The organism is Mesorhizobium sp. B2-7-3, from assembly GCF_006440715.1.
In the GTDB taxonomy this organism is placed as follows: domain Bacteria; phylum Pseudomonadota; class Alphaproteobacteria; order Rhizobiales; family Rhizobiaceae; genus Mesorhizobium; species Mesorhizobium australicum.
The window spans coordinates 13,695-39,865 of the sequence record NZ_VFTY01000002.1 but is presented as its reverse complement, the minus strand read 5'-3'; the positions used below and the strand labels follow the sequence as shown (position 1 = coordinate 39,865).

The window sequence follows — 26,171 nt, the reverse complement described above, 5'->3', positions numbered from 1 at the left end:
AGCCTGCCCGTTCCTTGCGAGCTCTCAGTTGAAGGCGATCAGGAGATCCTTCGCATCGATCTGGTCGCCAGCCTTCACCAGCACCTCGGCGACCGTCCCGTCGCGCTCGGCGTGCAGCGCCGTCTCCATCTTCATCGCTTCGATGGAGAGCAGCACGTCGCCGGCCTTGACCGCCTGGCCGGCGGCGACCGAAAGTGCGGAGACCACACCCGGCATCGGCGCCCCGACATGCGCCTCGTTGCCGGGCTCCGCCTTGCGACGCGCCTTGGCCGCCGACGCGCCATGTGCGCGATCGGGCACCTTCACGCGCCGCGGCTGGCCGTTGAGCTCGAAGAACACCGTGACCATGCCCTTGTCGTCGACATCGCCGAACGCCTGGCAGCGCACGACCAAGGTCTTGCCCCTTTCGATGTCGACGAAAATCTCGTCTTCAGATTTCATGCCGTAGAAATAGGTCGGCGTCGGCAGAACGCTGACCGGGCCGTAGGTCTCCTGCGCGGCGACGAAGTCGGAAAACACCTTCGGATACATCAGCCACGAGGCGAACTCGTATTCCGACAGCTTGCGCTCGAGCTTGTCCTCGATCTCCTTGCGGCTCTTCTCGAGGTCGGCCGGCTTGAGCAATGAGCCGGGCCGCGCCGTGATCGGCTTGTCGCCCTTGAGTGCCTTCCTCTGCAACGCCTGCGGCCAGCCGCCAGGGGATTGGCCAAGATCGCCGCGCAGCATCGAAACCACCGAGTCCGGGAAGGCGATGTCGCGGGCCGGGTTCTCGACATCGGCAACGGTCAGGTCCTGGCTCACCATCATCAGCGCCATGTCGCCCACGACCTTGGAGGACGGCGTCACCTTGACGATGTCGCCGAACATCAGGTTGACGTCGTGATAGGTCTGCGCCACCTCGTGCCAGCGTGTCTCCAGCCCCAGCGAACGCGCCTGTTCCTTCAAATTGGTGAACTGCCCCCCCGGCATTTCGTGCAGATAGACCTCGGAAGCCGGGCCTTTCAGGTCGCTCTCGAAAGCAGCGTACTGATTGCGAACGGCTTCCCAGTAGAACGAGATCTTTCGGATCCATTGCGGGTCGAGGCCTGGATCGCGCTCGGTGCCTTTCAGCGCTTCGACGATTGAACCCAGGCACGGCTGCGAGGTGTTGCCGGAGAAGGCGTCCATCGCCGCGTCGATGGCGTCGACACCGCTTTCCACGGCCGCCAGCACGGTTGCCGCCGACAGACCCGATGTGTCGTGGGTGTGAAAATGGATCGGCAGGTCGGTCGCCTCGCGCAGCGCCTTGAACAGCACGCGGGCAGCACTCGGCTTCAACAGGCCGGCCATGTCCTTGACGGCGATGATATGGGCGCCGGCGGCCTGCAATTCCCTGGCGAGCCCGACATAGTATTTCAGGTCGTACTTGGCCCTCGCCGGATCGAGGATGTCGCCGGTATAGCACATCGCCGCTTCGATCAGCTTGCCCTCGGCGCCGACCGCGTCCATGGCGACGCGCATGTTCTCGACCCAGTTCAGGCAGTCGAAGACGCGGAACAGGTCGACGCCGCCCGACGCAGCCTGCTTGACGAAATGCTGCACGACATTGTCGGGATAATTGGTATAGCCGACGCCGTTGGCGCCGCGCAGCAGCATCTGCAGCAACAGGTTGGGGGCGGCTTCCCGCACCAGCGACAGCCGCTCCCATGGATCCTCGGTGAGGAAGCGCATGGCGACGTCGAAAGTGGCCCCACCCCAGCATTCGAGCGACAGCAACTGCGGCAAGGCACGCGCATAGGTGCCGGCGATGCCCGCAATGTCGTGCGTGCGCATGCGAGTGGCGAGCAGCGACTGGTGGCCGTCGCGCATCGTCGTGTCGGTGACCAGCACTTCCTTCTGCTCGCGCATCCAGGCGGCGAACTTTTCCGGCCCGAGCACGTCGAGCTTCTGCTTGCTGCCGCTCGGCACATTGCCGTTTAGATAGGGCACCACGGGCGGCGCCGCGTCGGCCTTTGGCGTCGGCCGGCCGCGCGTCTCGGGATGGCCGTTGACGCTGACGTCGGCCAGGTAGTTGAGCAGCTTGGTGGCGCGGTCCTGACGTTTGACCTGCTGGAACAGCTCCGGCGTCGTGTCGATGAACCTGGTCGTATAGGAATTGTCGGCGAAGCTCGGGTGATTGATGATCGCTTCGAGGAAGGTGAGGTTGGTGGCGACGCCACGGATGCGGAACTCGCGCAGCGCGCGGTTCATGCGGGCGATCGTCTCGGCCGGCGTCGGCGCCCAGGCCGTGACCTTCTCCAGCAGCGGATCGTAGAAGCGGGTGATGACCGCGCCGGAATAGGCCGTGCCGCCATCGAGGCGGATGCCGAAGCCGGTGGCGCCGCGATAGGCGGTGATGCGGCCGTAGTCCGGAATGAAATTGTGTTCGGGATCTTCCGTGGTGATGCGGCACTGCAAGGCATGGCCGTTCAGCCGGATATCCCTCTGCGCCGGCACACCCGATTCCGGCGTGCCGATGGCGAAACCGTCGAGGATGTGGATCTGCGCCTTCACAATGTCGATGCCGGTCACCATTTCGGTGACGGTGTGCTCGACCTGGATGCGCGGATTGACCTCGATGAAGTAGAACTTGCCGGTATCCGCGTCCTGCAGGAATTCGACGGTGCCAGCGCCGATATAGCTGGTCTCGCGCGCGATCTTCAGCGCGTAGCCGCAAAGCTCCTGGCGCAGGTCCTCGCTAAGATAGGGCGCCGGCGCGCGCTCGACGACCTTCTGGTTGCGGCGCTGGATCGAGCAGTCGCGCTCGAACAGGTGCACTGCATTGCCGTGTGTGTCGCCAAGCACCTGCACCTCGACATGGCGGGCGCGCTCGATCAGCTTTTCGAGATAGACCTCGTCCTTTCCGAAGGCGGCCTTCGCCTCGCGCTTGCCTTCCATGACCTCGCGGGCGAGGTCGGCCTCGGAGCGGATGGCGCGCATGCCGCGGCCACCGCCACCCCACGAGGCTTTCAGCATGACCGGATAACCGACCGTCTTGGCGAGTTCCTTGACCGCCTCCATGTCGTCCGGCAACGGATCGGTCGCCGGCACCACGGGCACGCCGACCTCGATGGCCAGATTGCGCGCGGCGACCTTGTTGCCCAGCCGGCGCATCGTGTCGGGTTTCGGGCCAATGAAGGTGATGCCTGCTTGAGCGCAGGCTTCGGCGAATTCGGGGCTTTCCGACAGCAGCCCGTAGCCGGGGTGGATGGCATCGGCGCCTGAAAGTCTGGCGACGCGGATCACCTCCTCGATCGACAGATAGCTCTCGATCGGACCCATGTCCTTGCCGAGATGCGGGCCGCGCCCGACCTGGTAGCTCTCATCGGCCTTGAAGCGGTGCAGCGAGTATTTGTCTTCCTCGGCCCAGATCGCCACGGTTTTGAGGCCCAGCTCGTTGGCCGCGCGAAAGACGCGGATGGCGATTTCTGACCGGTTGGCGACGAGGATCTTCGTGATGGCCAAGGACTGGGCTCCAGCAGCGGAAGGAACGGGAAATCGGGGCAATGATTAGCGCGAAAATGCTGCAGTGCAAACAAAATCGACGCTGATTTAAACCGATTTAGATCGATTATCCGGCCAACACTCGCACGCATCGGTTCGAACGGACGGAACAATGGCGACAATTTCGATCCTGGATGCGATCTTCGTAAGGAAGGCTCGCCGTGACGTAACCCGGCTGCCGGGGCGCATCAAAAGAAAATGCCCGGCGCGAGACGCCGGGCATCGTTGGTTTCGGATCCGAATGAATTACGACTTCGGGAACCAGGAATACTTCCCGTCGTCCTTCTTCTTCCATTCGTACATGATGTAGCCCGGCAGCTTCGGATCGCCCTTGGCGTCATAGGCGAGATCGCCCAGAACGGTCGGGAACGGTCCGCTTTCATGCATCGCCTTGGCGACGGCCTGCGGATCGTTCGTCTTGGCGGCAGCGGCCGCCTCGGCGACCACCTGCACGGCGGCATAGGCGTAGAGCGTGTAGGCTTCCGGCTCGAAACCCTGCGCGCGGAACTTCTCGACGAGTTCCTTATTGGCCGGGATCAGACGCGGGTCGGGGCCGAACGTGTTGAGGGTGCCGGCGACAGCGTCGCCCGCGATGGCGGCGAGTTCGTCCGTCACGATGCCGTCACCCGACATCATCGGCGCCTTGAGGCCCTGGTCCGCCGATTGACGGATGATCAGGCCGGCTTCCGTGTGCAGGCCTCCCCAGTAGATCAGGGTGACGCCGGCTTCCTTCATCTTGGCGATCAGCGCCGAGAAGTCCTTGTCGCCGACATTGACGCCTTCATACATCACTTCCTTGATGCCGGCGGCGTTCATCGCCTTCTTGGTTTCGTCCGCGAGGCCCTGGCCATAAGGGGTCTTGTCATGGATCACGGCGACTTTGGCATCCTTGAAGTTCGCGGCGATATAGGCGCCAGCGATGCTGCCCTGCTGGTCGTCGCGTCCGCAGGTACGGAACACATTCCACAGGCCGCGCTCGGTAAACTTCGGGTTGGTTGCGGCCGGCGTGATTTCGACGATGTTGTTTTCGGCGTAGACTTCGGAGGCCGGGATCGACACGCCCGAGTTGAAGTGGCCGATCACGAACTTGACGCCGTCGCCGACGAACTTGTTGGCGACCGAGATGCCCTGCTTCGGATCGGAGACATCGTCGCCGACTTCGAGCTTGATCTGCTCGCCATTGATGCCACCCTTGGCATTGATCTCGGCGACCGCCGCTTCGGCGCCCTTCTGCAGCTGTGCGCCGAAGGCCGCGTTCGGACCGGTGATCGGCCCGGCGACGGCGAACATTACATCAGCCCACGCGTTGCCGCCGAACGCGACGAGCGCGGTCAGGGCCACGGCGGACAAAAGTGACTTTTTCATTTAAACGCTCCCATTAACGGAGTGGGCGTGGATGAAGCTTTCATGCGATGCCCACCCTTATCGCAGAAAGCATAGTTTGCCGATTTTCAGGCACTTGTCACGCCGATTCATCCCTGACGCGGCGTTAATGATGAACGTCAACCTTTCGGTTTCCAGCTCAAGATTGAAGCTCTTTCGTAGAGCCAATTATACTGTGTGACCATCTGGTTGGTTCGTGTGTATTGATAGCCGACGAAGCCCAGTATCATCAGCACGATGGTGTCGACGATATAGTAATGCAGCGAGAACATCGTGCCGTCGAACAGCGCGTGATGGATGAAGCGGATTCCTATGCCGAGCCCGAGCAGATAGGCAAACAGCTGGATGAAGCTGCGCCATGTCTGGGCACTGGCCTTGCCGGTCATCCAGGCCGCCCATCCGCCGAGCAGGCAGGTGACGAAGAAGAACTGCCAGATCGACGGTTCCTCGTAGAGAATGCCTTGCATGGGAAGTCTCCTGAACTCAGTGATGTCCGCCTTCGAGATAGGCGGCGCGCACTTCCGGATTGGCGAGCAGCTCCTTGCCGGTGCCGCTCATCGTCACATTGCCGTTGACCATGACATAACCGCGCGTGGCGAGCTTGAGCGCGCCGAACGCGTTCTGCTCGACCAGGAATACGGTCAGCCCTTGGGTGCGGTTCAACTCACGAATGGCATCGAAGATCTGCTTGACGATCAGCGGCGCCAGGCCCAGCGACGGCTCGTCGAGCAGAAGCAGTTTCGGCCGCGCCATCAGTGCGCGTCCGATCGACAGCATCTGCTGTTCGCCGCCCGACAGCGTGCCGCCACGCTGGGCGATGCGCTCCTTCAGCCTGGGAAACAGCGTGAACACCTTCTCGACGTCCTCGCCATAATATTTGAGGTTGTCGAGGCTGGCGCCCATCTGCAGGTTTTCCATCACCGTCATGCGCGGAAAGATGCGCCGGCCCTCGGGCGACTGGGCAATGCGCATGCGCGCGATTTCGTGTGTCGGCAACTGGGTGATATCGGTCCCGTTGAAGGTGATGGTGCCCGTGCGGGCGCGTGGAGCCCCGAAGATGGTCATCATCAGCGTCGACTTGCCGGCGCCGTTGGCGCCGATCAGCGCCACGATCTCACCTTGCTTGACGCTGACATTGACGCCGTTCAGCGCACGGATATTGCCGTAATAAGTCTCCACGCCCTTGATATCGAGCAGCGTTGTCGTGGCCATCACTTGCCCCCTCCACGCTTGCCCTGCACGGGCTTGGCTGTGCTCGCCTTGGCTTTGCCGGACACATGACTGGTCGCCACCTTGCCTGCATCGACGCGGCGCGAGAATTCCGTATCCTTGCCTTGGCCGAGCAGCTTGGCCTGCTTGACCCACTCCTCGCGCGCGATGCGTCCGTCAAAGGCCAGATAGGCCTCGACCGCCTCGACGTCAGCCTTCTTCCAGGCGCCGATCTGGTCGAAGTGGAAGATGCCGTGTTCGTTGAGCTTCTTCTCGTTGACCGTGCCGATGCCCTTGATGCGGGTCAGATTGTCGGCCTTGCCGCCACGGGGGGCAGCGAGGCGGTTCGAAACGCCTTCGGCCTTCGCGGCGGGCGCCTTGGCGGCCGTTTTCCTTGGTGCCGCTTTCTTCGCGGCGGGCTTGGCCGGCGTCGGTGTCGGGGCAACAGGCCTGCTTGCCACGCTGGCGGCGCGGGCATCGACCTGCGCTGCCTTCGAGGCGCCTTTCGACACGGTTACGCGTTCGCCTTGGCTATGGCCGACGGTGTCGCTCACCGGCCCGGCCAGATACGACGACGATGTCCCCGGGCCATGCGCGGAATCGGGGCCGATGTCGAGCTGTTCGATGACGTCCTCGTCGCCGACTTCGGTAAGTACGGTCTCGACCTCCTCGTCGTCGACGCCAAGATAGGCAGCGATGACGCGCGGGTCGGTGCGCACCGACTGCGGATTGCCGTCGGAGATCTTGCGGCCATATTCCAGCACCACGACATGGTCGGAGATCTGCATGACCACCGACATGTCGTGCTCGATCAGGAGGATCGAGGTGCCTGTCGTGTGCTTGATCCCCATCAGCAGTTCGTTGAGAGCCGCCGATTCCTTCGGGTTGAGACCGGCCGCCGGTTCGTCGAGGCACAGAAGCTCGGGACCGGTGCACATGGCGCGCGCGATCTCGAGCCGCCGCTGTGCGCCATAGGGCAAGTCGCCGGCCGGATCGTCGGCGCGATCGACGAGATCGGCCTTTTCCAGCCAGTGCTTGGCAAGCTCCACCGATTCGGCCGAGGCCTTGCGGTAGCCGCTGAAGCCGAACAGGCCCAGGATCGTATACCCGGAGGCCTTCATCAGCTTGTTGTGCTGGGCGACGAGCAGGTTCTCCAGCAGCGTCATGCCCGAGAACAGGCGGATGTTCTGGAAGGTGCGCGCCACCTTGGCGCGCGCCGGGATCTCATGGTTGGGCAGCCGTTCCAGCAGGTAGCTGGAGCCATCGGCCCGGTTGAGCGTGATCATGCCTTCCGACGGCTTGTAGAAGCCGGTGATGCAATTGAACACGGTGGTCTTGCCGGCGCCGTTGGGGCCGATCAGCGCGGTGATTTCGCCGCGCCTGGCGGTGAAGGACAGGTCGCCGATGGCGACCAGGCCGCCGAACTTCATCGACAGATGATCGACCTGCAGGATGGCGTCGTTCATTTGTGCGTTCGCATTCATCAGCCGTGACCCTCCTTGGTGAAGGAGCTTGAGACAGCCCTTCGCTCCTTGAGGAAGGCTGTCGGTTCACGACTGCCGACAAAGCCCCGCGGCTTCCACAGCATGACGATGACCATGGCCATGCCGAACAGAAGCATGCGGTAGAGTTCGGGGGTGAAATCTTGCCCGAAGACCTGTTTGAGGAAGTCGAGCTCGCGCAGCGCCTCGGTGCCGCCGATCATCACCATCGCGGCGACGGCGATGCCGACCAGCGACCCCATGCCGCCAAGGACGACGATGGCCAGGATGATGGCCGATTCCAGGAAGACGAAGGATTCCGGGCTGACGAAGCCTTGCCGCGCGGCGAAGAATGCCCCGGCAAAACCGCCGAACATGGCACCGGTGGCAAAGGCCGTCAGCTTGGTCGTGGTGGTGTTGATGCCGAGCGAGCGGCAGGCGATCTCGTCCTCGCGCAGCGCTTCCCAGGCACGCCCGACGGGCATGCGCCTCAGCCTGATGGTGACGAAGGCGGTGAGCATGCAAAGCGCCAGGATCAGGTAATAGAGGAAGATCTTGTAGTAGGCGCTCGAGGTCGCGAGGTGCAGGACCTTGGCGATGTAGTTGGGGTCCGAGACGTTGAAGGTCATCAAGCCGAAAAAGGTGACTTTCGGGATGCCGGAGATACCGGCCGAACCGTTGGTCACATCGCGCCAGTTGATCAGCACCAGGCGGATGATCTCCCCGAAGGCAAGGGTGACGATCGCCAGGTAATCGCCGCGCAGGCGCAGCACCGGAAAGCCGAGCAGCACGCCCCAGAACGCGGCCATGGCGCCGGCCGCCGGAAGCAGGATCCAGAACGACAGGCCGTAGGTTGTGCCAAGCAGCGCATAGGCGTAGGCCCCGACGGCGTAGAAGGCGACGTAGCCCAGATCGAGCAGGCCGGCGAGGCCGACGACGATGTTCAGCCCCCAGGCCAGCATCACGTAGATCAGGATCTGGATGCCGAAATTGTCGACCCATTTCAGCGAGCCCTGCAATCCGGTGGCGACCGACCACGACATCAGCGACAGCACGACGATGACAAGGATCGGATAGAGCACCAGCGCGGCAATGCCGAGCTTGGTGAAGTTGGCGTGGATGAAGCCGCGGTAATAGTAGATCACACAGGCCAGCGCATAGATGATTGCGAGCGCGCGCAGGAACTGCAGATAGCCGGCCGCCTCTGCTCCTATCCATCCGGGAAGCGAGCCGTTGAACACGAACAGCAGCACCACCGCGATGATCGCCACGATAAACGCCGGCAACAGGAAGAAGCGCGACGCCGCACTGGCCGGCAACAGGCCGGTGGCGACATCGGCGATCTTCTGGTTGGCCATGAAGGGTTGACCATAGGCGACATAAAGGAAACGGCCGATAGCCGTGGCGATCACCACGGAGGCCAAGAGGCCCCAGCGCTTCACCAAGACCAGTTCATTGGAGATGTTCTGGTCTGTCTTGAGGCCGATGAACAGCACGAACAGGCCAAGCGAGATGGCGCCGGCATAGAAGCCCTCGCGCAGCGCGCGCTGCATGGGGCTGGCGACAGTGTCGCGCTCTGGAGATACGGTCACGGCCATGGTCTCAGACCTTTTCGACTTCTGGCCGGCCCAATATGCCGGAAGGCAGGAAGATCAGCACGATTGCCAGGATCGAGAACGCGGCGACGTCCTTGTAGTCGATCGAGAAATAGGCCGACCACATGCTCTCGATGAAGCCGATCAGGAGGCCGCCCAGCACCGCACCTGGCAATGAGCCGATGCCGCCAAGAACCGCCGCCGTGAATGCTTTGACCCCGGGGGTAAAGCCGTCCGAGAAGGCGATGACGCCGTAGTACATCAGGAACAGCGTGCCGGCGACAGCGGCAAGAGCGGCGCCCATGATGAACGTGATCGAGATGGTGCGGTCGACGTCGATGCCCAGCAGTGCGGCCATCTTGCGGTCCTGCTCGCAGGCGCGTTGCGCCCGGCCAAGCGAGGTCTTGTTGACCAGGTACCAGAACAACGCCAACAGCAAAGCCGTGACGATGACGATGATGATCTGCTTCAGCGAAACGCTGACGCCGTTGATGTTGTAAACTTGGCTGACCATCGGCGGGATCGGCTTGTTGCGCGGGCCTTGCGTCACCTGGACGAAGTTCGACAGCGCGATCGACATGCCGATGGCGGTGATCAGCGGCGCCAGCCGGAACGAACCGCGCAGCGGCCGGTAGGCCACTTTCTCGATCGTCCAGTTGTAGAGGCTGGTGAGCAGCATCGCCACGATCATCATGACCAGCAGCGCGATGACCACGGGCACCGAATAAAACAGCGCGCCGAGGATGAGGAAGACGATCAGCGCCGTGAAAGCGCCCACCATGAAGATGTCGCCATGGGCGAAATTGATCATGCCGATGATGCCGTAGACCATCGTGTAGCCGATCGCGATCAGCCCATAGATCGATCCCAGCGTCAGCCCATTGATAAGCTGCTGGACAAAGTACTGCATGTGTACATGGCTCCCCTGGAATGTCGCCCATGCAGACGCATTCCTTTTCGTATTTCCCCTAGTCGTAAAGTTTCGAGCCCGGATTGCAACGTGATTTTTTTGACCGCTCCGCGTGTTTGCAAGTCACGTCTTCCCGATCGCCCGTTTTTCGCACCCAGCCCCTGGACTATCGCGGACCCTATCATTGGCATAACGCAATGTCTTTGACGATTGAGCCGCATCATGCGCTCCGTTTCGAAGAAATCACCGTCAAAATTAGGTGATGAGGGGAATCGTTGCGTTCCTGACACGGTTCGTTTTTTCGTCACACTTCTTTCCGCAGGGTCAGGATTCTCCTACTTGACCACGAAACCATGCGCGAACGGATCGCGGTCGTCGATGAAGATCGTGTTCAGTCCAGTCATGCGGGCCCAGCCGCCGATCGAAGGGATGATGGCCGGCTTGCCGGCGACGGTGACGTCCTTTTCAACCTTGCCCTTGAACAGCGAGCCGATGATCGATTCATGGACGAACGCATCCCCCGCCTTGAGCTTGCCCTTGGCATGGAGTTGCGCCATGCGCGCCGAGGTGCCGGTGCCGCATGGAGAGCGGTCGATCGCCTTGTCGCCGTAGAAGACGGCATTGCGGGCATCGGCTCCCTCGACCGTCGGCTTGCCGGTCCACAGCATGTGCGACAACCCGGTGATCCCGGGATTCTCCGGATGCACGAAGGAATACTTCTCGTTGAGCCGCTGCCGCACCACTGGGCTCCAGGCGATGAGGTCGCCGGCGGAATAGTCGGCCATATCGCGATAGTTCGCCTGCGGCTCCACGATGGCGTAGAAATTGCCGCCATAGGCGACATCGACGGTGATCTCGCCGAGCCCCGGACATTCAACCTTCAACCCTTCGGCATAAAGGAAGGACGGCACGTTGGTGATGCGCACCTCCTCGACATACTCGCCGACCTGCTTGTACTCGGCGACGACCAGGCCGGCGGGCGTGTCGAGCCGCAGCACACCCGGCGTCTTCGGCTTGATCAGCCCATGTTCGACCGCCATCGTCACCGTGCCGATGGTGCCGTGACCGCACATCGGCAGGCAGCCGGACGTCTCGATGAACAGGATGGCGATGTCGCAATCCTCACGGGTCGGCGGGTAGAGGATCGAGCCGGACATCACGTCATGGCCGCGCGGTTCGAACATCAGGCCGGTGCGGATCCAGTCGTATTCGGCCAGGAAATGCGCCCGCCGCTCCATCATCGTCGAGCCCTGCAGCAGCGGCCCGCCGCCGGCGACCAGCCGCACCGGGTTGCCGCAGGTGTGGCCGTCGATGCAGAAGAAGGATTTCTTGGCCATGTCGCTCCTCGATAATCAAAACCGTTGTGGACTGAAGGGGGCCAGATCAACGGACGAAGTCTGCCCCAGAACGAATTCCCTGATCAACCGCCCGGTTGCCGCGGCCTGCGTCAGGCCGAGATGGCCGTGGCCGAAAGCGTAGATCACGGACTGGCTTCGCGCCGCCTTGCCGATGACGGGCACCGAATCCGGCAGGGAGGGCCGGAACCCCATCCATTCGCGCCCGCCCGAGGGATCGAGCCCCGGCAGGAATTCCCGCGCCTTCCGCAAGAGCGCTTTCGACCTGTTGAAATTGGGCGGCCGCTCGATGCCGCCGAGTTCCACGGCACCGCCGACACGCAGGCCGGTTTCGAGCGGGGTGATGACGAAGCCATGGCCGGAAAAGATCAACTGTCGCCTCACGTCGAAGGCGCTCGTCGGCAGCGTCGTGTTGTAGCCGCGTTCGGTCTCCAGCGGAATGCGATCGCCGAGTTGCCGCGTCAGCAGATGCGACCAGGCGCCCGCCGCGATGACAAGGCGCCTGGCTTGCCTGCTCGTGCCGTCGGCCAGCGTCAGCGTCACGGCATCCTGATCCGCCGCGACGCGGTCGATGCGGGCCATCTCGAAGCGGGCGCCCTTGGACTGCGCGTACGCCCACACCGCCTTGCCGAGCAGTTTTGGATCGGCGACGGTCTTCCATCCAGGCACGAAAGTGCCTTTGACGAAGCGCGGTGACAGCCCCGGCTGCAGGTCCGTTAGGTTCTCGCCCTCGACATGGCGGAAGCCGATGCCGAAGCGCTCGCGCGCCGCCCAGCCCGACAGCGAGGCGCGGAACTCGGCCTCGCCTTCGTAGAGTTCGAGCGAACCGTCCTCGCGCAGCATCGGCCGGGTGCCGGAACGATCGAGCAGATCCATCCATTCGGCCTCGGCAAGCTTCATCATGCCGGCCTGCGCCGTCAGGCTCGCCTCATATTTTCCAGGCGCGCCGGCGCGCCAGAACCGGATCAGCCAGGGCAGCAGCTTCGGCAGGTAGGCGGGCGGAATGCTGAGCGGGCCGAGTGGATCGGCGAGCCATTTTGGCAGCTGCCGGATCATGCCCTTGTGCGCCAGCGGCAGCACGTCGGAGAAGGCAAAGGCGGCCGCGTTGCCGGAGCTCGTCTCCTCGCAGATGCCCGTGCGGTCGAAGAGCGTGACGTCCAGTCCCGCCTCGGCAAGGAAGGCAGCCGCGCAAATGCCGATGATGCCGCCACCGACGATGGCGATGTCTCTCCCTTCTCCCCGTTCACGGGGAGAAGGTGCCCGCAGGGCGGATGAGGAGCGCCGCCCCTTGTCTGTCGATTTGGACTTTCCTTGCACCTGGGCGCTGCCTCTCATCTGGCTGCCGCCACCCTCTTTAGAACTGCGGCAGTGTCGGCCGCGCCGCCAGCGCATCCTTGATGATCTTCTCGACAGCCTTGCGGCGTTCGCCCGACAGCGGCATGCGCGGCATGCGCACGCGGTCATTGGTGTTGATTGCGAACACTTCGGCAAGCTTGATGTTCTGCACCAGATAGGTCGAGACATCGAGGTCGAGCAGCGGCCGGAACCAGCGGTAGATGGCGAGCGCCTCTTCGCGGCGCCCCTGCTTCATAAGCTGGTAGATGGCGACGGTCTCGCGCGGGAAGGCGGTGACCAGACCGGCCACCCAGCCGATGGCACCCACGGAGAGCGCCTCGAAGGCCAGGTTGTCGACGCCGGTGAACAGGTCGTAGCGGCTGCCCAGGCGGTTGATGATCTCGGTCGAGCGGCGGATGTCGTCAGAGGATTCCTTGATGGCGACGAAGCGCTTGTCCGACGCCAGCTCCTCCATTTGGTCGACGCTTACATCGACGCGGTAGGCGAGTCGGTTGGAATAGATCATGACCGGCAAGTCGCCGGCTTCCGCCACTGCGCGCAGCGCCGCCACCGTCTCTTCCGCGTTGGTGTGGTAGATCGGGCTCGGCACCACCATCAGCCCATTGGCGCCTTCCTTGGCGGCGCGCTTGGCGATACTGGCGGCCTCGCGGGTGCCGGCCTCGTTGACCGTCAGCAGCACCGGCTTCTTGCCAGCGATCTTCTGCGCGGTCTTCAGCACCTCGATCTTCTCGTCAGGCGACAGCATCGGTCCCTCGCCCAGCGAGCCGCAGACGATGATGCCATCGCAGCCGGCATCCATTTGCAGGCCGAAGCAGCGCTCCATCTCGGCGTGATCGAGCCGGTCGTCGGCGGTGAATTTGGTCGTGACGGCGGGTAAAACTCCGGTCCACATAGCTATCTCTCCATCTGATATATCAGCCGTATATCTGTTAGGAAAGCTGCTGTCAATGCGGAATCTGTTATGATATATTCTAGATATATCAGGAGAGAGCCTTTGATATCCATGGAAGCAAGCATCGTGTCGGAGCCCGCGGCGACCAAGGCCTATCGCGTCCTCGAAAACATGATCGTCACGCTCGAACTGGCCCCGGCGAGTTTTGTTACCGAGGGGTCCCTGATCGAGCGGCTGGCGCTCGGCCGCACGCCGGTGCGCGAGGCGATCCAGCGGCTGGCCTGGGAGGGATTGCTAGACGTCAGGCCCCGCGCCGGCATCGCGATCGCGCCCCTGCACCCCGGCGACTGGCTGCGCGTGCTCGACGCAAGGCGCGGCGTCGAGGTGGTGCTCGCCCGTTCGGCCGCACGCTTCGTTACCCGCGAGGCCGCCGACCTGTTCCACGAGGCGGCGCTCGCCATGCAGAAAGCAGTGATATCAGGCAATGTGCTCGCCTTCATCCAGGCCGACAAGGCGCTTGACGAGGCGCTGGCGCTGGCCGCCGACAACCCGTTCGCCGCCCGGCTGGCCGCCCCCCTGCAGACCCACAGCCGCCGCTTCTGGTTCCGCTACAAGGCCGACACCGGGCTGGCGGAGTCCGCCGAGCACCATGTTGCATTGATCCGCTCGATCCTGGACGGCGATGAGGAAGGCGCCGCCAAGGACGCCAAGAAACTGATGGCACTGCTGCGCGGCCATGCCGAGGTCGCCGCCACGCGCTAGTTGCAAGAGCGCGAAGGCAAATCGCTCAGGCGCCCGGCAAGGCCGCCTTGAGTGTCGGGCTGTCCCAGCCTTCGCCAACCGACAGGATACAACTCTGGCCTTTCGTATCGGAAGCCAAGACCGTCCAGCTGCCTTGTTCCGAAACGAAGACCTCGAGGACCACATTGGGGTTGATCAGGCCGCGCCCGGCTTCGCTTTCGTGGAAGTTCTCGCCGAGCGCCTTCACGATATCGGCGCGTGGCGCGCATTGCCCAGCTGCATTTGCCTGAGCAGCGCACGAGCACATCGCCATCGCCGCAACGAACATTGTCGCCGTAAGACGTCGTGTCATTTGACACCTCCTTGCGCCGGACGATGCAATGCCACCGGCCCGCCGTCGGCGCCCTGGTTGTCTGCCGCGCCTCCTCCACGGCAGGATTGCAGCCCTAAGTCGCGCAATCCCCCACCGGTTCCATCACATTAGCGTTTGCAAAAACAAAAGGCCTAAGTCCGGGGACTTAGGCCTCAGGTTCAATCGATCTTCTCATCCGCCCTGCAGCGAGGAAGACCAGATAAAAAAGCGTCCGGTCAATTCATCGTCGGGATAACGAACTCGGCGCCGTCCTTGATGCCGGACGGCCAGCGCGAGGTAACCGTCTTGGTCTTGGTGTAGAAGCGGAACGCGTCCGGGCCATGCTGGTTGAGGTCGCCGAAGGAAGACGCCTTCCAGCCGCCGAAAGTGTAATAGGCGATCGGCACCGGGATCGGTACGTTGACGCCGACCATGCCGACCTGGACACGGCTGGCGAAGTCGCGCGCGGCGTCGCCATCGCGGGTGAAGATGGCGACGCCATTGCCCATCTCATGGTCGTTGGCGAGCTTGATGGCGTTCTCATAGGTCGGCGCGCGCACCACCGAGAGCACCGGCCCAAAGATCTCTTCCTTGTAGATGCGCATATCGGCCGTGACATTGTCGAAAAGGCAACCGCCCATATAGTAGCCGTCCTCATAGCCCTGCATCTTGAAGCCGCGGCCATCGACGACAAGCTTGGCGCCTTCCTTGACACCGGTGTCGACGTAGCCCTTGACGCGCTCCAGCGCCTGGGCGGTAACCAGCGGGCCGAAATCCGCTGCCGAATCCGTCGAGGGACCGACCTTCAGGCTTTCGACGCGCGGGATCAGCTTTTCCATCAGCCGGTTGGCGGTGTCGTTGCCGACCGGAACAGCCACCGAGATAGCCATGCAGCGCTCGCCGGCCGAGCCGTAGCCGGCGCCGATCAGTGCGTCGACGGTCTGGTCCATGTCGGCGTCGGGCATGATGATCATGTGGTTCTTGGCGCCGCCGAAGCACTGCACGCGCTTGCCGGCCGCCGTGCCGCGCGAATAGATGTAGTGCGCGATCGGCGTCGAGCCGACAAAACCGATGGCCTTGATGTCGGGATCGTCGAGGATGGCGTCGACGACATCCTTGTCGCCGTTGACGACATTGAGGATGCCGGCCGGCAGACCGGCCTCGATGAACAGTTCGGCAATGCGCATCGGCACACCCGGATCACGCTCCGAAGGCTTCAGGATGAAGGCGTTGCCGCAGGCGATCGCCGGCGCGATCTTCCAAAGCGGGATCATCGCCGGGAAATTGAACGGCGTGATGCCGGCGACGACGCCGAGCGGCTGGCGCATCGAATAGACATCGATGCCGGGGCCGGCGCCGTCGGTGAACTCGCCCTTCATCATGTGCGGAGCGCCGATGCAGACCTCGACCACTTCCAGGCCGCGCTGGATGTCGCCCTTGGCGTCGGCGATGGTCTTGCCATGTTCGCGCGCAAGGATCTCGGCCAGTTCGTCATAGTCGCGGGCAACCAGTTCGAGGAACTTCATCAGCACGCGCACGCGGCGCTGCGGATTGGTCGCGGCCCATTTGGGCTGTGCGGCCTTGGCGTTCTCGACCGCCGCGCGCAATTCCGCCTGCGAGGCCAGCGCCACCGTGCCGCGCACCGTGCCGTCCATCGGCTGCATGACGTCCTGCTTGCGGCCGCTGGTGCCGGCGACACGCTTGCCGCCGATGAAATGACCGTAGTCGATCATGATTTCTCTCCCTGGGTTGTGATGTCGCATTGTCCGCCTTTGGGCGGCCGATGGCAACGCGAGGGAGAACGCAACCGTTGTGCGCAAAATAGATATCGATTGACGCGCGAGCATCAATTCTCGCAATACTCGCCCGAGATCGCCATCAGGGGAACGCCATGAACTGGGATGACGTCCGCATCTTCCTCGCCGTGGCGCGGGCCGGCCAGATCCTTGGCGCCGCCAGGCGGTTGGAGCTGAACCACGCCACGGTCTCGCGCCGCATCGCGGCCCTTGAAGACGCGTTACGCACGAAACTCTTCCGCCGGCTGACCACCGGCAGCGAACTGACCCCGGCCGGCGAGCGCTTCCTCGACATCGCCGAGCGCATGGAGGGCGACATGATCGCCGCCCGCTCGACCATATCGGGCGAAGGCGACGACGTGTCCGGAACCGTGCGCATCGGCGCGCCTGACGGCTTCGGCGTCGCTTTCCTGGCCAAGCGGCTGGGCGAACTCACCGCCCAGCACCGCGAACTCACCATCCAGCTCGTCCCGGTGCCGCGCTCCTTCTCCCTGTCGCGACGCGAGGCCGACATTGCCATAACCGTCGAGCGGCCGACCGAAGGCCGGCTGGTGGCGGGAAAACTGGTCGACTACTCGCTCGGGCTGTTTGCCTCCCGCGGCTATGTCGACGCGCATGGCCTGCCCAAAACCGCCGCCGAGCTTGGCCAGCACACCCTCATCGGCTATGTGCCTGACCTGATCGTCAGCCCGTCGCTCGACTACGCCGCCGAATTCAGCGCCGATTGGCGGACCAGCTTTGCCATCTCCTCCGCACTCGGCCAGGCCGAAGCGGTGCGCTCGGGCGCCGGCATCGGCATCCTGCACACCTTCGTCGCCCGCTCGATGCCGGAGTTGGTGGCCGTCGATTTGGTCGCGCCCATCCGCCGCGCCTACTGGCTGGTCTATCACGAATCGGTGAGACCGCTGCGCCGCGTCCAGATCGTTGCCTCCTTCATCACCAAGGCGGTGGAACGGGAGCGGGGGCTGTTTACCTGACTTGCCCCCAAATGCCTGCGGGTTTCGCGCCCTTCAGGCAGGGTGCCGACATCACAATAGCGCGGGCCTGGATCACGCACGCCGCCTTTTCCTTGCCACAAAACCGACCAGTGTGGCATCAGGCGTGCGGTCGCCGGCCATGGGACAGGTCGGGGTGGGGAAATCTTTCAGAAAGCTGGCGCGGATAGACATGCGAGCCGTTCTTGCCATCCTGCCGCTGCTGTTCGTCTCCGCATGCGCCAACCCATGGACAAAAGTGCCGGAAGCCGAATTGCCGAAACCGATCCGCTATGCCATGGCGCGTCCCTCGCCTTTCGTCATCGGCAATTACTGCGGTCCCGGCACCCGCACCGGCGATCTGTCGGCCCGGCCTGTCGATCGCCTCGACGCCGTTTGCCGAACCCATGATGCTTGCTACATCGCCCGCCGCAACCATTGCGACTGCGACGGCGCCCTTATCGCCTCGGCGAGGGCGATCCGCGATGACATGACGGCGCCCCGCAAGATGCGCGGCGAGGCGGACCTGCTAATCGCCACCTTCGCCATCCCTGTCTGCAAGGTTTTCCCGCAAGGTTTCATGCCGCCCCGCGACCCGGCGCAGTTGAGCGTCATGAAGGCCGGGGCGACGGGGTGAACATCCGCACGGCCATCCTCGCCCTGTTCGGGCTGGCCGCCCTTGCCGGCTGCGGTGCGGGCCGCAATGCCTGCGAACTATCGGCCGGGCAGGAGGCTTGCGCACGGCCCTCGCTGTCGGCTGGCACGCCCGGGTCGCGGGTCGCGGCTGAGCAGTTCTTCGGCAATGACGGCGGCAGCGACTATGAAAGACGGTTCCTGGCACTGCTCGCCCACAACCAGCTCGGCGCCATGGACCGCGCCAACGGCACCGGCCCCTTCGGGCGCAACCGCCTCGATGTCCAGAACCGCGATTTCCAGGCGACCTATTCGACGCTCCAGCACCTGGCCGGACCGGTCGCCAACGCTCATCTGCCGCCGGTCGGTGGGGGCAGCGGTGACGGTCATTTCGACGGCCGCTGGCGGGTGTCGCGGCAGACGCTCTATATCGATGCGGCGGCGCGGCCCTCGGCCCCCAGGATTTTCGATTTCTCCGGCTTGCAGGCACGCAGCACCGAGATCGTCGTGCGACAGGCGGGCAAACAGCCGGCCGACATCGAAGGCAATTGCGACGGCGCGTTGGCGCTCCGCGCTGGCGGAGCCTCACGCACCATCGCCGCCGGCGCGGCATTCCGCTTTCACCTCTCCGGCGAGGACGACACGGTCAGCCTGTTCCCGGGCGACAGCCTGAACCGGTGCACGGCGAGGATCCGCTCCAGCCTTGCGCCCACCGGTACACCGCTCACCATCCGGCGCGAAGAAACCGCGGATCCGGCGCTTGCCAGCTTGGACAGCCGCTACCAGCGCTGCCCAGTCCCCGGCGGTGCCGGCCTCGATGCGCTCGAGCGCGCCTTCTATGCCAGCCGCTGGCTGTCGCAGACCTGCGCCATGCCGATCGGCGAGCCCAGGCTGCTGCGCAAGTCGCGCGACGGCTTCAACGCCAAGGTCGAGGCGCTGATGGGCGCGCCGCTGCCCGATGCGGCAATAGACAGGGGCGATCCGGAACTGCCGCTCGATTTCTCGAAGGCGCCAAGGCTGAAGCTGATCTATCTGTCCTCGCTGGAATTCAAGGCCGACTTTTCCGGGCGCGTCATCGAACGGCTGATCCGCCATCATGCAGCGCTTGGCGCCAAGGTGCGCATCATAGTCACCGACGTGCTGGAGCGCGAAAAGGACGACGCCATGCTGCACCGGCTGGCCGCCGAATTCCCCAATGTGGAGCTGCAGGAATATCGCTGGCGGGCGGACCACGGCGCGCCGATCGACGAGCAGATTTCACAACTGCACAAGGTCCATCATGTCAAGATGCTGGCCACGCTGGCGCAGGACCCCGCGCGCTCGCGCGTCATCATCGGCGGCCGCAACATCCATGACGGTTTCCTGTTCCACCAGCCGATCGATCTGTCGCGCTATCCGGACCTCGAGCAATACGGCAAGACCGACGGGTTTTCGCTGAATTACTACTCGAACTGGAGCGACTTCGACATCGAGTTCGCCGACCGGGCGACGGTCGAGACGCTCGCCGCGCAGCTGTCGACGATATGGCTGCGCGACGCCGACACCAACCTGGCGCGCCCCTTCTCCATCCCGGTCCGCGGAGATGGCCCCCGGGGCAATGCCCGGCATTTCATCTCGATGCCCTATGAGGATGACCATGCGCTGGAGGCCTATTTCGTCGAACTGGTCGATGCCGCCCGGCACCATATCCAGATCGTCAACCCCTACCTCAATCTGACGCCGAGCCTCGCCAAGGCTTTTGACCGGGCGCTCGCCCGCGGCGTCAGGATCGACGTTGTCGGCCGCATCGACCTCAAGGGCGATATCGGGGGCAGGTTTCTCACCGCGCTCAACAAGCTGTTCGTCGAGAAATATGGCGACCGTATCGATATCCGCGAGTTCAAGGCGCCTGACGTGGTGCTGCATTCCAAAATCATGATGATCGATGAAAGGCTGGTTGCCATCTCCTCGGTCAACCTCAACAACCGCAGCTTCTTCCACGATTCGGAGAACGGCATGATGGTGCTCGACCCCGCCTTCTACGCCAGGATGAAGCCGGTCTATGACGACTACCTCGTCCACTCGAACCCGGTCGCCACCAATGTGACGATCCCGTGGGCCTACCGGCTGCTGTTCGACGAGGCGTGGGTCAGGCAGGCGTTCTGATATCGCCCCGGTTCCGGGGCAACGACATAAGCAAAGAATAAAGCGCGAGACGCGCGGCGGCTATTTCAGGTAACGCTCCTGGGCCAAGGCACGCACGTCGATATCGGGCACCCGGTTGGAGATGATATCGGCCAGAACCTTGGCCGAGCCGCAGGCCATGGTCCAGCCGAGCGTGCCATGGCCGGTGTTGAGATAGAGGTTGGACAGCTCCGTGCGGCCGATCAACGGCGGTCCGTCAGGCGTCATCGGCCGCAGCCCGCACCAGAACGTCGCATCGCGCATCGCGCCGGCTCCCGGAAACAGGTCGCCGACCGAGTGTTCGAGCGTGCGCCGGCGCGATTCATGCAGCCTGAGGTCGAAGCCGGAAATCTCGGCCGTGCCGCCGACGCGAATGCGGTCGCCGAGCCGGGTGATCGCGACCTTGTAGGTTTCGTCCATCACGGTCGACACGGGCGCGGCGGCGGCGTCCTTGATCGGCACCGTGATCGAATAGCCCTTGACCGGATAGACCGGGATCGGTCGCTTCATCCGGCGCATGAAACCAGCCGAATAGCTGCCCAGCGCCATCACATAGGCGTCGGCGGTCAGCCAGCCCTTGCTGGTGCTCATATTGTTGACGCGGTTGCGGCTGCGGATGACGCGCCATATCGTCGTGTCGTATTCGAACTTGACGCCGCGCGCCACGCAGAGCTCGGCCAGCCTGTCGGTGAACATCTTGCAGTCGCCGGTCTCGTCGCCCGGCAGTCTCAGGCCGCCGACGAATTTTTCACGCACCCCCGCCAGCGCCGGTTCCGCCGCGATGCAGCCGTTGGGATCAAGGACCTCATAGGGCACGCCATATTTCTTCAGCACCTCGACATCGCCTCCGGTGCCGTCGAGCTGCTTTTGCGTCCGGAACAGCTGCAGCGTGCCCTGCATCCGCTCGTCATAGGCGATGCCGGTCGCCTCGCGCAGCGCCTTCAGCGTGTCGCGGCTGTATTCCGCCAGCGGCACCATGCGCGATTTGTTGATCGCGTAGCGCTCGGTGGTGCAGTTGCGCAGCATCTTGACCAGCCACGTCCACATGTGCGGATCGAAGGCTGGCCGCACCACCAGCGGACCATGCTTCATCAAGAGCCACTTGATCGCCTTGAGCGGGATGCCGGGGCCGGCCCAAGGCGAGGCATAGCCGGGCGAAATCTCGCCGGCATTGGCAAAGCTGGTTTCCAGCCCCGGCCCTTTCTGGCGGTCGATCACGGTCACCTCGTGGCCGGCCTCGGCGAGATAATAGGCCGTGGTCACCCCGATCACGCCACTGCCCAGCACCATGATTTTCATCATTCACTCCTTGCCGCCGAGCGTCCTCAGGACGCCCATGGACGCAGCCGTATTTTTCGATTTGCGCATGATCCCGAGCGAAAATCGATGCCGATCTTCGAGACCACGCGCTGTTGCCCATTCACGCCGCCGAGGGACCGGGGTCGTCGTCGTCTGTCTGCCGCATTCCGGCCGTCTCGCCAAGAGGCCTCCAATCGGCTGCGGCACTGTAGACAAGCCTGAGCCCGTGCGGTCGCTGCGCGTCAGCCTGGTGTTTCTGCCTGACCGTGCGCCGGGCAGCCTCCGGCTGGTAAAGCACGGCCCGGATCAGGATCGACTCCCGCCGGCCGTCGGCGTGTTCGACCATTGCAGTCTGGCCTTGCGCCATGCCAAGCATGCAGAGCCCGCGCCTCGTTGCGACCGACAGGCTGGAGCCGACCGGCCCGCGCACCTCGTGCTGCACCAGGGTTCGCGTCTCCGCGGGACCGGTATCGACGCCGAACACCACCCTGCTGTTCAGCGTGACGATGTCGGGGCCGACCGAATCGATCGGCACGACATCGGCGCGTGAAAGCTTGTGTTCGAGCATGCGCACGATCGGATCCGCGAATGCCCGCCGGCGCTCCAGCATGACTTCGAGAACGGCAAAGTCCTTCGTCGTCAGGCAGCAATTCGTGCTCGTCATCACCGCCTCCGCCATCAAGCTCGTTGCGGGCCGGAAGCCGGCGTATCGACGGCTTCGACGGTCACGGACAGTTCCCGACCACCACGACCGTTCCAGCAAACCGCCTGCCCAACGCTCGCGCCGATGAGCGCGGTTCCCATCGGCGTCAGCACCGAGATCCGATTCTTGGCTATGTCGGCCTCGCCCGGGTAGACCAGCATGATGCGCTGGATGTCCCCGCTTTCGCCACGCACCATAACCGTCGAACCCATTCGCACCACACCGGCCGGCATCGCCGCCGCGTTCGTGACGACGGCCCGGTCCATTTCCGAAAGCAGCTCCTCGGCCGTCTCGGGCGCGCGATCGAGCAACGCCCTCGCCAGGCCGGTCAGCCTGTCATGGTCGGCTTCGCTGATCAGAATATGGCTGTTTGGACGCAGTTCTTTTGCATGTTGCATGGCAAACCTCATGGGATCGGCGCATCGAACGGATGCGCGCCTGCCGCCGCACTGGCGGCGGCGTGATGAAAGGCCGGCAGCCGCGAAGGGCTGTTCGGCTTGATGGCGATTGTGGATGTATGGATGCCCCGGTACGGACGGACGCCGGAAGGCGGCCGCGCCGGGGCTACGATCCCGCGATCGGGCAGACCCTGAACAAGGTTGTGCTATAAGCGAGGTTGCTCATGCGCCGAACCTTGCCGACAGGCGTCCGCTTGTCAAGCGCGGCCAAACCGCTCAGCCGCCGACATAGCGCCGGTGAAACCGCGTTCCGAAGCTGGCCAGGATTTCGTAGCCGATGGTGCCGGCATGGCCGGCGGCATCGTCGACGCTCTGTGAAGGGCCGAGCAGTTCGACGAGATCCCCTTCGCGGAGCCTGCCGGGCGGCAAGGCCGAGATGTCGAGAATGATCGAATCCATCGACACGCGTCCGAGGAAGGGCAGGCGCGCGCCCTCGAACCAGGCGGCCGACGCGGACCGGCGCAGCCAGCCATCCGCGTAGCCGAACGAGATCGTCGCCAGGCTGAGCGGCCCTTCCGCATGGTAGGTGTGGCCATAGCCGATGCCGGTGCCCTTTTCGACGCTGCGCGTCTGCGCCACCTTGGCCTGCAGCCGCACCACGGGCAGCATCGGGTTGGGTTCGGCAGGCGTCGGATTGATGCCATAGAGCGCGGCGCCAGGGCGGGCGAGATCATAATGGTAGGACGGTCCCAGAAAGATGCCGGAGGAATTGGCGAGCGAGGCGGGTGCCCCGGGCAGCATGGCACGCAACCGCTCGAAGGCCCGCCGCTGCTGTTCGTTGGCGGGATGGTGCGGCTCGTCGGCGCAGGCCAGATGGCTCACTACATACCTGATGGCGATGCCATCGAACGCGGCGGTGTCGCCGGCCATGGCCTCGACTTCGGGCGGCGCCATGCCAAGTCGCGACATGCCGCTGTCGACCTGGATCGCGGCCGGAAGTCTTTGGCCAACGCGATGTGCCGCCGCGCGCCAGGCTCTCAACTGTGCGCCACTGTTAATGACCGCGCAGAGACCAGACGCGACCGCTTCCCCCTCGGAGCCTGGCGGCAGACCGTTCAGCACATAGATCTCGGGTCCTGCCCCGATCGCCTTGCGGAGCGCGATTCCTTCGGCCAGCAGAGCGACGAAGAAGATGTCGCAGCCTTCTTTCATCAGCGTCGATGCCACTTGGCTCGCACCCAGACCGTAGCCGTCGGCCTTGACCACGCCCGCGCAGCGCACGCCGCCCAGCCGCGCCTTCAGTCGCCGGTAATTTTCACGGATCGCGCCAAGATCGATGGTGAGGATAGCCCCGGCAGCAGCCTCGCTCGGGGCGTCGGCTTCCTCGGGCAGTGATCTTTTGGGGGCGTCGTACATGGCGGCCCTTCTTGTGACGGACAGACATCAAATCAATAAGGCGGTCGAACCGGCGCGGCAACCGCGGGCGTTTGAACCGCGGCCGGAGCCCGTCCAGCTATGGCACAAGGTGACGGAACGCCCCCACCACCTCTTCATAGACCTTGCGCTTGAACGGCACGATCAGGTCGGGCAGGTCTTGCATCGGCTGCCATGACCATTTGTCGAATTCGGCTGTGTGGCCGCCCGGCGGCGGATTGATCTGGATCTCGCTGGCATCGCCATGGAAGCGGAAGGCGTACCATTTCTGCGTCTGGCCGCGATACCGCCCCTTGAAGGCGATACCGACCAGATGGTCCGGCAGGTCATAGTTGATCCAGTCCGGCGCTTCTGCCAACAGCGAGACGCTGCGCATGCCGGTCTCCTCGTAGAGCTCGCGCTCGGCGGCCTGCAACGGCTCCTCGCCCTTGTCGATGCCGCCTTGCGGCATCTGCCAGAGCTGCGTCGTGCCGGCGAACTCGCTGTCGGGTTCGGCAATGCGATGCCCGACCCAGACCAGCCCCTCGCCATTGAGGATCATCAGCCCGACACAGGGTCGGTAGGGCAGCGTTTCGCGGTCGACTTTTTTCGTCTGCGGCATCACTTAGTCTCTCCAGTCGCCTTCCGAAGGCCTTGGCTAACCTTTTTGCGGATCGACGGCCACCGCTGAAATCGGCACGATCTCGATGCCGCGCTTCTTGGCCTCGGCCACCCATGACGAGACCGTGTCGACCGTCAGGTCGAAAGCCGAGCCGATGCCGACGGCCGTGCCTTTGGCACGCGCGGTCGCTTCGAGACTGTCGAGCTTCTTCAGGATGGCGCCGCGATCCTGCACCGCGTCGATCGCCGTGTCGCCGGCGACAAAAGGCACGCCGTCCCTCAGCGCCATGTCCGGCGCCAGGCTGCGCGCCGACGAGCCGTCGTCGATATAGGCGAGGCCCCTTTTGCCAAGTTCGGCCATGAACGGCTCCATCGCCGCGGAGTCGGCGGAAAACCGCGCGCCCATATAGTTCATGACACCGGTATAGTTCGTCGTCCGCGACAGCGCCCAGTGCAGGTTTTTCAGGTTTTCTTCCGCGCTCGCCGCAACCGTCAGCGTGTTGCGGCCGGGATTGACCTTGGGATAGTCGAACGGCTCGAGCGGCACCTGCATGACGATTTCGTGGCCGCTCTGCCTTGCAGCCTGCATCCAGCGGCCGATGCTGTTGCCCTGTGGCGCGAAGGCCAGCGTCACTTCCGCCGGCAGCTTGGCGATCGCCGCCTGGGTGCCGGTCTGTGAAACCGCGAGCCCGCCGATGATGATTGCCACACGTGCGCCACGCGTGCCGGACCATGGCCGCGCATAGACGTCAAACGGTCGCCTTCCGTCGGCGGAGCGCATCGGCAAGGGCCCGGTTTCACTGGTTTCGATCAGCGTCCTGTCGGGAATATGCGCGATCTTGAGGTTCTGGCCGACGGTCGATGGATCGCGAATGACGATTGCCGCCTTTGGCGGGCCATCGCCTTCTTCGGTCTGCACATGAATGATCTGCGGACCGCCCGTCTTGGCCGGCATCCCCACCTTTGGCGTCGCCGCCGGAGCCAATGCGGGAGGCGACGCGGCGGGCTCGGCCGCCGCAGTCACTTTCGGCGTCGAGACGGCGACTTCCTGCGGCTTTCGAAACGGCTTTTCCCTGAACGCGATCGCGGCCGAGACGCCGACCACGGCAAGCACGATCGCGCTCGCCGCGATCACACCGACGCTGATCTTGCCGGCGCCGCGAGGCGCCCGGACGGCCTGTCCAAGCGGGCGTTCGATGTCCTTGCCGATATCAGCCAAGCCCTGTCCCCGATGCAAGGTTCCGAAGGCGACCTCCTTCGGCAACACATGCACGAATTCATCAATCCTGGCGCCTGGGCGCCATATCTGGAGGCCTGGTCCTGCCCCCCGAATCAAACTGCCGGAACCTTTCGGTCCCGGCAGCATCGCATTGCT

The 26,171-nt window shown here is 64.0% G+C and carries 22 protein-coding genes; 4 read left to right on the top strand and 18 right to left on the bottom strand.

Annotated features, from left to right (window positions below; genetic code table 11):
- Positions 1–24 precede the first annotated feature (24 nt).
- From pyc to FJW04_RS04090, 10 genes are all read right to left on the bottom strand, one after another.
- On the bottom strand, positions 25–3,483 hold the full coding sequence (gene pyc, locus FJW04_RS04135) for a pyruvate carboxylase (RefSeq protein ID WP_140712551.1): 3,459 nt from the start codon (positions 3,481–3,483) through the stop codon (positions 25–27).
- A 285-nt stretch (positions 3,484–3,768) separates the two neighbouring features.
- Positions 3,769–4,887: a branched-chain amino acid ABC transporter substrate-binding protein gene (locus tag FJW04_RS04130; RefSeq protein ID WP_015315221.1), complete on the bottom strand. Its 1,119-nt coding sequence runs from the start codon at positions 4,885–4,887 to the stop codon at positions 3,769–3,771.
- A 137-nt stretch (positions 4,888–5,024) separates the two neighbouring features.
- Complete coding sequence (locus tag FJW04_RS04125; protein ID WP_013892487.1) at positions 5,025–5,372, bottom strand: DUF6867 family protein; 348 nt, start codon at positions 5,370–5,372, stop codon at positions 5,025–5,027.
- Positions 5,373–5,388: 16 nt separating this feature from the next.
- Positions 5,389–6,117 (bottom strand): ABC transporter ATP-binding protein, encoded by a 729-nt coding sequence (locus tag FJW04_RS04120; protein ID WP_015315220.1) that lies wholly within the window; start codon positions 6,115–6,117, stop codon positions 5,389–5,391.
- Positions 6,117–7,598 carry an ATP-binding cassette domain-containing protein gene (locus tag FJW04_RS04115; protein WP_140712549.1) on the bottom strand — a complete coding sequence of 494 codons (1,482 nt, stop codon included), beginning with the start codon at positions 7,596–7,598 and terminating at the stop codon, positions 6,117–6,119. The genes FJW04_RS04120 and FJW04_RS04115 overlap by 1 nt, the downstream gene beginning before the upstream one ends.
- Positions 7,598–9,193 (bottom strand): high-affinity branched-chain amino acid ABC transporter permease LivM, encoded by a 1,596-nt coding sequence (livM, locus tag FJW04_RS04110; RefSeq protein WP_140712547.1) that lies wholly within the window; start codon positions 9,191–9,193, stop codon positions 7,598–7,600. Before livM ends, FJW04_RS04115 begins: the two co-directional genes overlap by 1 nt.
- A 4-nt stretch (positions 9,194–9,197) precedes the next feature.
- Positions 9,198–10,100 carry a branched-chain amino acid ABC transporter permease gene (locus tag FJW04_RS04105; protein ID WP_015315217.1) on the bottom strand — a complete coding sequence of 301 codons (903 nt, stop codon included), beginning with the start codon at positions 10,098–10,100 and terminating at the stop codon, positions 9,198–9,200.
- Between the two features lie 335 nt (positions 10,101–10,435).
- On the bottom strand, positions 10,436–11,437 hold the full coding sequence (locus tag FJW04_RS04100) for a 4-hydroxyproline epimerase (protein WP_140712545.1): 1,002 nt from the start codon (positions 11,435–11,437) through the stop codon (positions 10,436–10,438).
- Positions 11,438–11,452: 15 nt separating this feature from the next.
- Positions 11,453–12,790 (bottom strand): FAD-dependent oxidoreductase, encoded by a 1,338-nt coding sequence (locus FJW04_RS04095; protein ID WP_181172880.1) that lies wholly within the window; start codon positions 12,788–12,790, stop codon positions 11,453–11,455.
- Positions 12,791–12,809: 19 nt separating this feature from the next.
- A complete protein-coding gene (locus tag FJW04_RS04090) occupies positions 12,810–13,703 on the bottom strand; it encodes a dihydrodipicolinate synthase family protein (RefSeq protein ID WP_140712543.1) in 894 nt (297 codons plus the stop codon).
- A gap of 69 nt (positions 13,704–13,772) precedes the next feature.
- Here FJW04_RS04090 and FJW04_RS04085 point away from each other — a divergent pair, with 69 nt between their 5' ends.
- Complete coding sequence (locus FJW04_RS04085; RefSeq protein ID WP_051041241.1) at positions 13,773–14,465, top strand: GntR family transcriptional regulator; 693 nt, start codon at positions 13,773–13,775, stop codon at positions 14,463–14,465.
- A 25-nt stretch (positions 14,466–14,490) separates the two neighbouring features.
- On the opposite strand, the gene FJW04_RS04080 is transcribed toward FJW04_RS04085, so the two are convergent.
- Positions 14,491–14,796 carry a hypothetical protein gene (locus FJW04_RS04080; RefSeq protein WP_015315212.1) on the bottom strand — a complete coding sequence of 102 codons (306 nt, stop codon included), beginning with the start codon at positions 14,794–14,796 and terminating at the stop codon, positions 14,491–14,493.
- A 236-nt stretch (positions 14,797–15,032) separates the two neighbouring features.
- A complete protein-coding gene (locus tag FJW04_RS04075; RefSeq protein WP_027141740.1) occupies positions 15,033–16,529 on the bottom strand; it encodes a CoA-acylating methylmalonate-semialdehyde dehydrogenase in 1,497 nt (498 codons plus the stop codon).
- A 158-nt stretch (positions 16,530–16,687) separates the two neighbouring features.
- Here FJW04_RS04075 and FJW04_RS04070 point away from each other — a divergent pair, with 158 nt between their 5' ends.
- The 3 genes from FJW04_RS04070 (at position 16,688) to FJW04_RS04060 (ending at position 20,344) form a co-directional block, all read left to right on the top strand.
- On the top strand, positions 16,688–17,569 hold the full coding sequence (locus tag FJW04_RS04070) for a LysR family transcriptional regulator (RefSeq protein ID WP_140712541.1): 882 nt from the start codon (positions 16,688–16,690) through the stop codon (positions 17,567–17,569).
- A gap of 190 nt (positions 17,570–17,759) precedes the next feature.
- Entirely contained in the window at positions 17,760–18,203 is a 444-nt protein-coding gene (locus FJW04_RS04065) for a hypothetical protein (protein WP_140712539.1), read from the top strand.
- Complete coding sequence (locus FJW04_RS04060; RefSeq protein ID WP_140712537.1) at positions 18,200–20,344, top strand: phosphatidylserine/phosphatidylglycerophosphate/cardiolipin synthase family protein; 2,145 nt, start codon at positions 18,200–18,202, stop codon at positions 20,342–20,344. The genes FJW04_RS04065 and FJW04_RS04060 overlap by 4 nt, the downstream gene beginning before the upstream one ends.
- Positions 20,345–20,404: 60 nt before the next feature.
- On the opposite strand, the gene FJW04_RS04055 is transcribed toward FJW04_RS04060, so the two are convergent.
- The 6 genes from FJW04_RS04055 to FJW04_RS04030 all read right to left on the bottom strand — a co-directional run bounded on the left by FJW04_RS04055 (position 20,405) and on the right by FJW04_RS04030 (position 26,015).
- Positions 20,405–21,661, bottom strand: a complete 1,257-nt coding sequence (locus FJW04_RS04055) for a D-amino acid dehydrogenase (RefSeq protein ID WP_140713257.1) — start codon at positions 21,659–21,661, stop codon at positions 20,405–20,407.
- Positions 21,662–21,782: 121 nt separating this feature from the next.
- On the bottom strand, positions 21,783–22,325 hold the full coding sequence (locus FJW04_RS04050) for a nucleoside-diphosphate kinase (RefSeq protein ID WP_140712535.1): 543 nt from the start codon (positions 22,323–22,325) through the stop codon (positions 21,783–21,785).
- A 14-nt stretch (positions 22,326–22,339) separates the two neighbouring features.
- Entirely contained in the window at positions 22,340–22,762 is a 423-nt protein-coding gene (gene rnk, locus FJW04_RS04045; protein WP_140616603.1) for a nucleoside diphosphate kinase regulator, read from the bottom strand.
- Between the two features lie 276 nt (positions 22,763–23,038).
- Positions 23,039–24,178, bottom strand: a complete 1,140-nt coding sequence (gene alr, locus FJW04_RS04040; protein ID WP_140712533.1) for an alanine racemase — start codon at positions 24,176–24,178, stop codon at positions 23,039–23,041.
- Positions 24,179–24,275: 97 nt separating this feature from the next.
- Positions 24,276–24,797, bottom strand: a complete 522-nt coding sequence (locus FJW04_RS04035) for an RNA pyrophosphohydrolase (protein ID WP_015315203.1) — start codon at positions 24,795–24,797, stop codon at positions 24,276–24,278.
- 36 nt (positions 24,798–24,833) lie between these two features.
- Entirely contained in the window at positions 24,834–26,015 is a 1,182-nt protein-coding gene (locus FJW04_RS04030; RefSeq protein WP_140712531.1) for a divergent polysaccharide deacetylase family protein, read from the bottom strand.
- Positions 26,016–26,171: the final 156 nt, after the last annotated feature.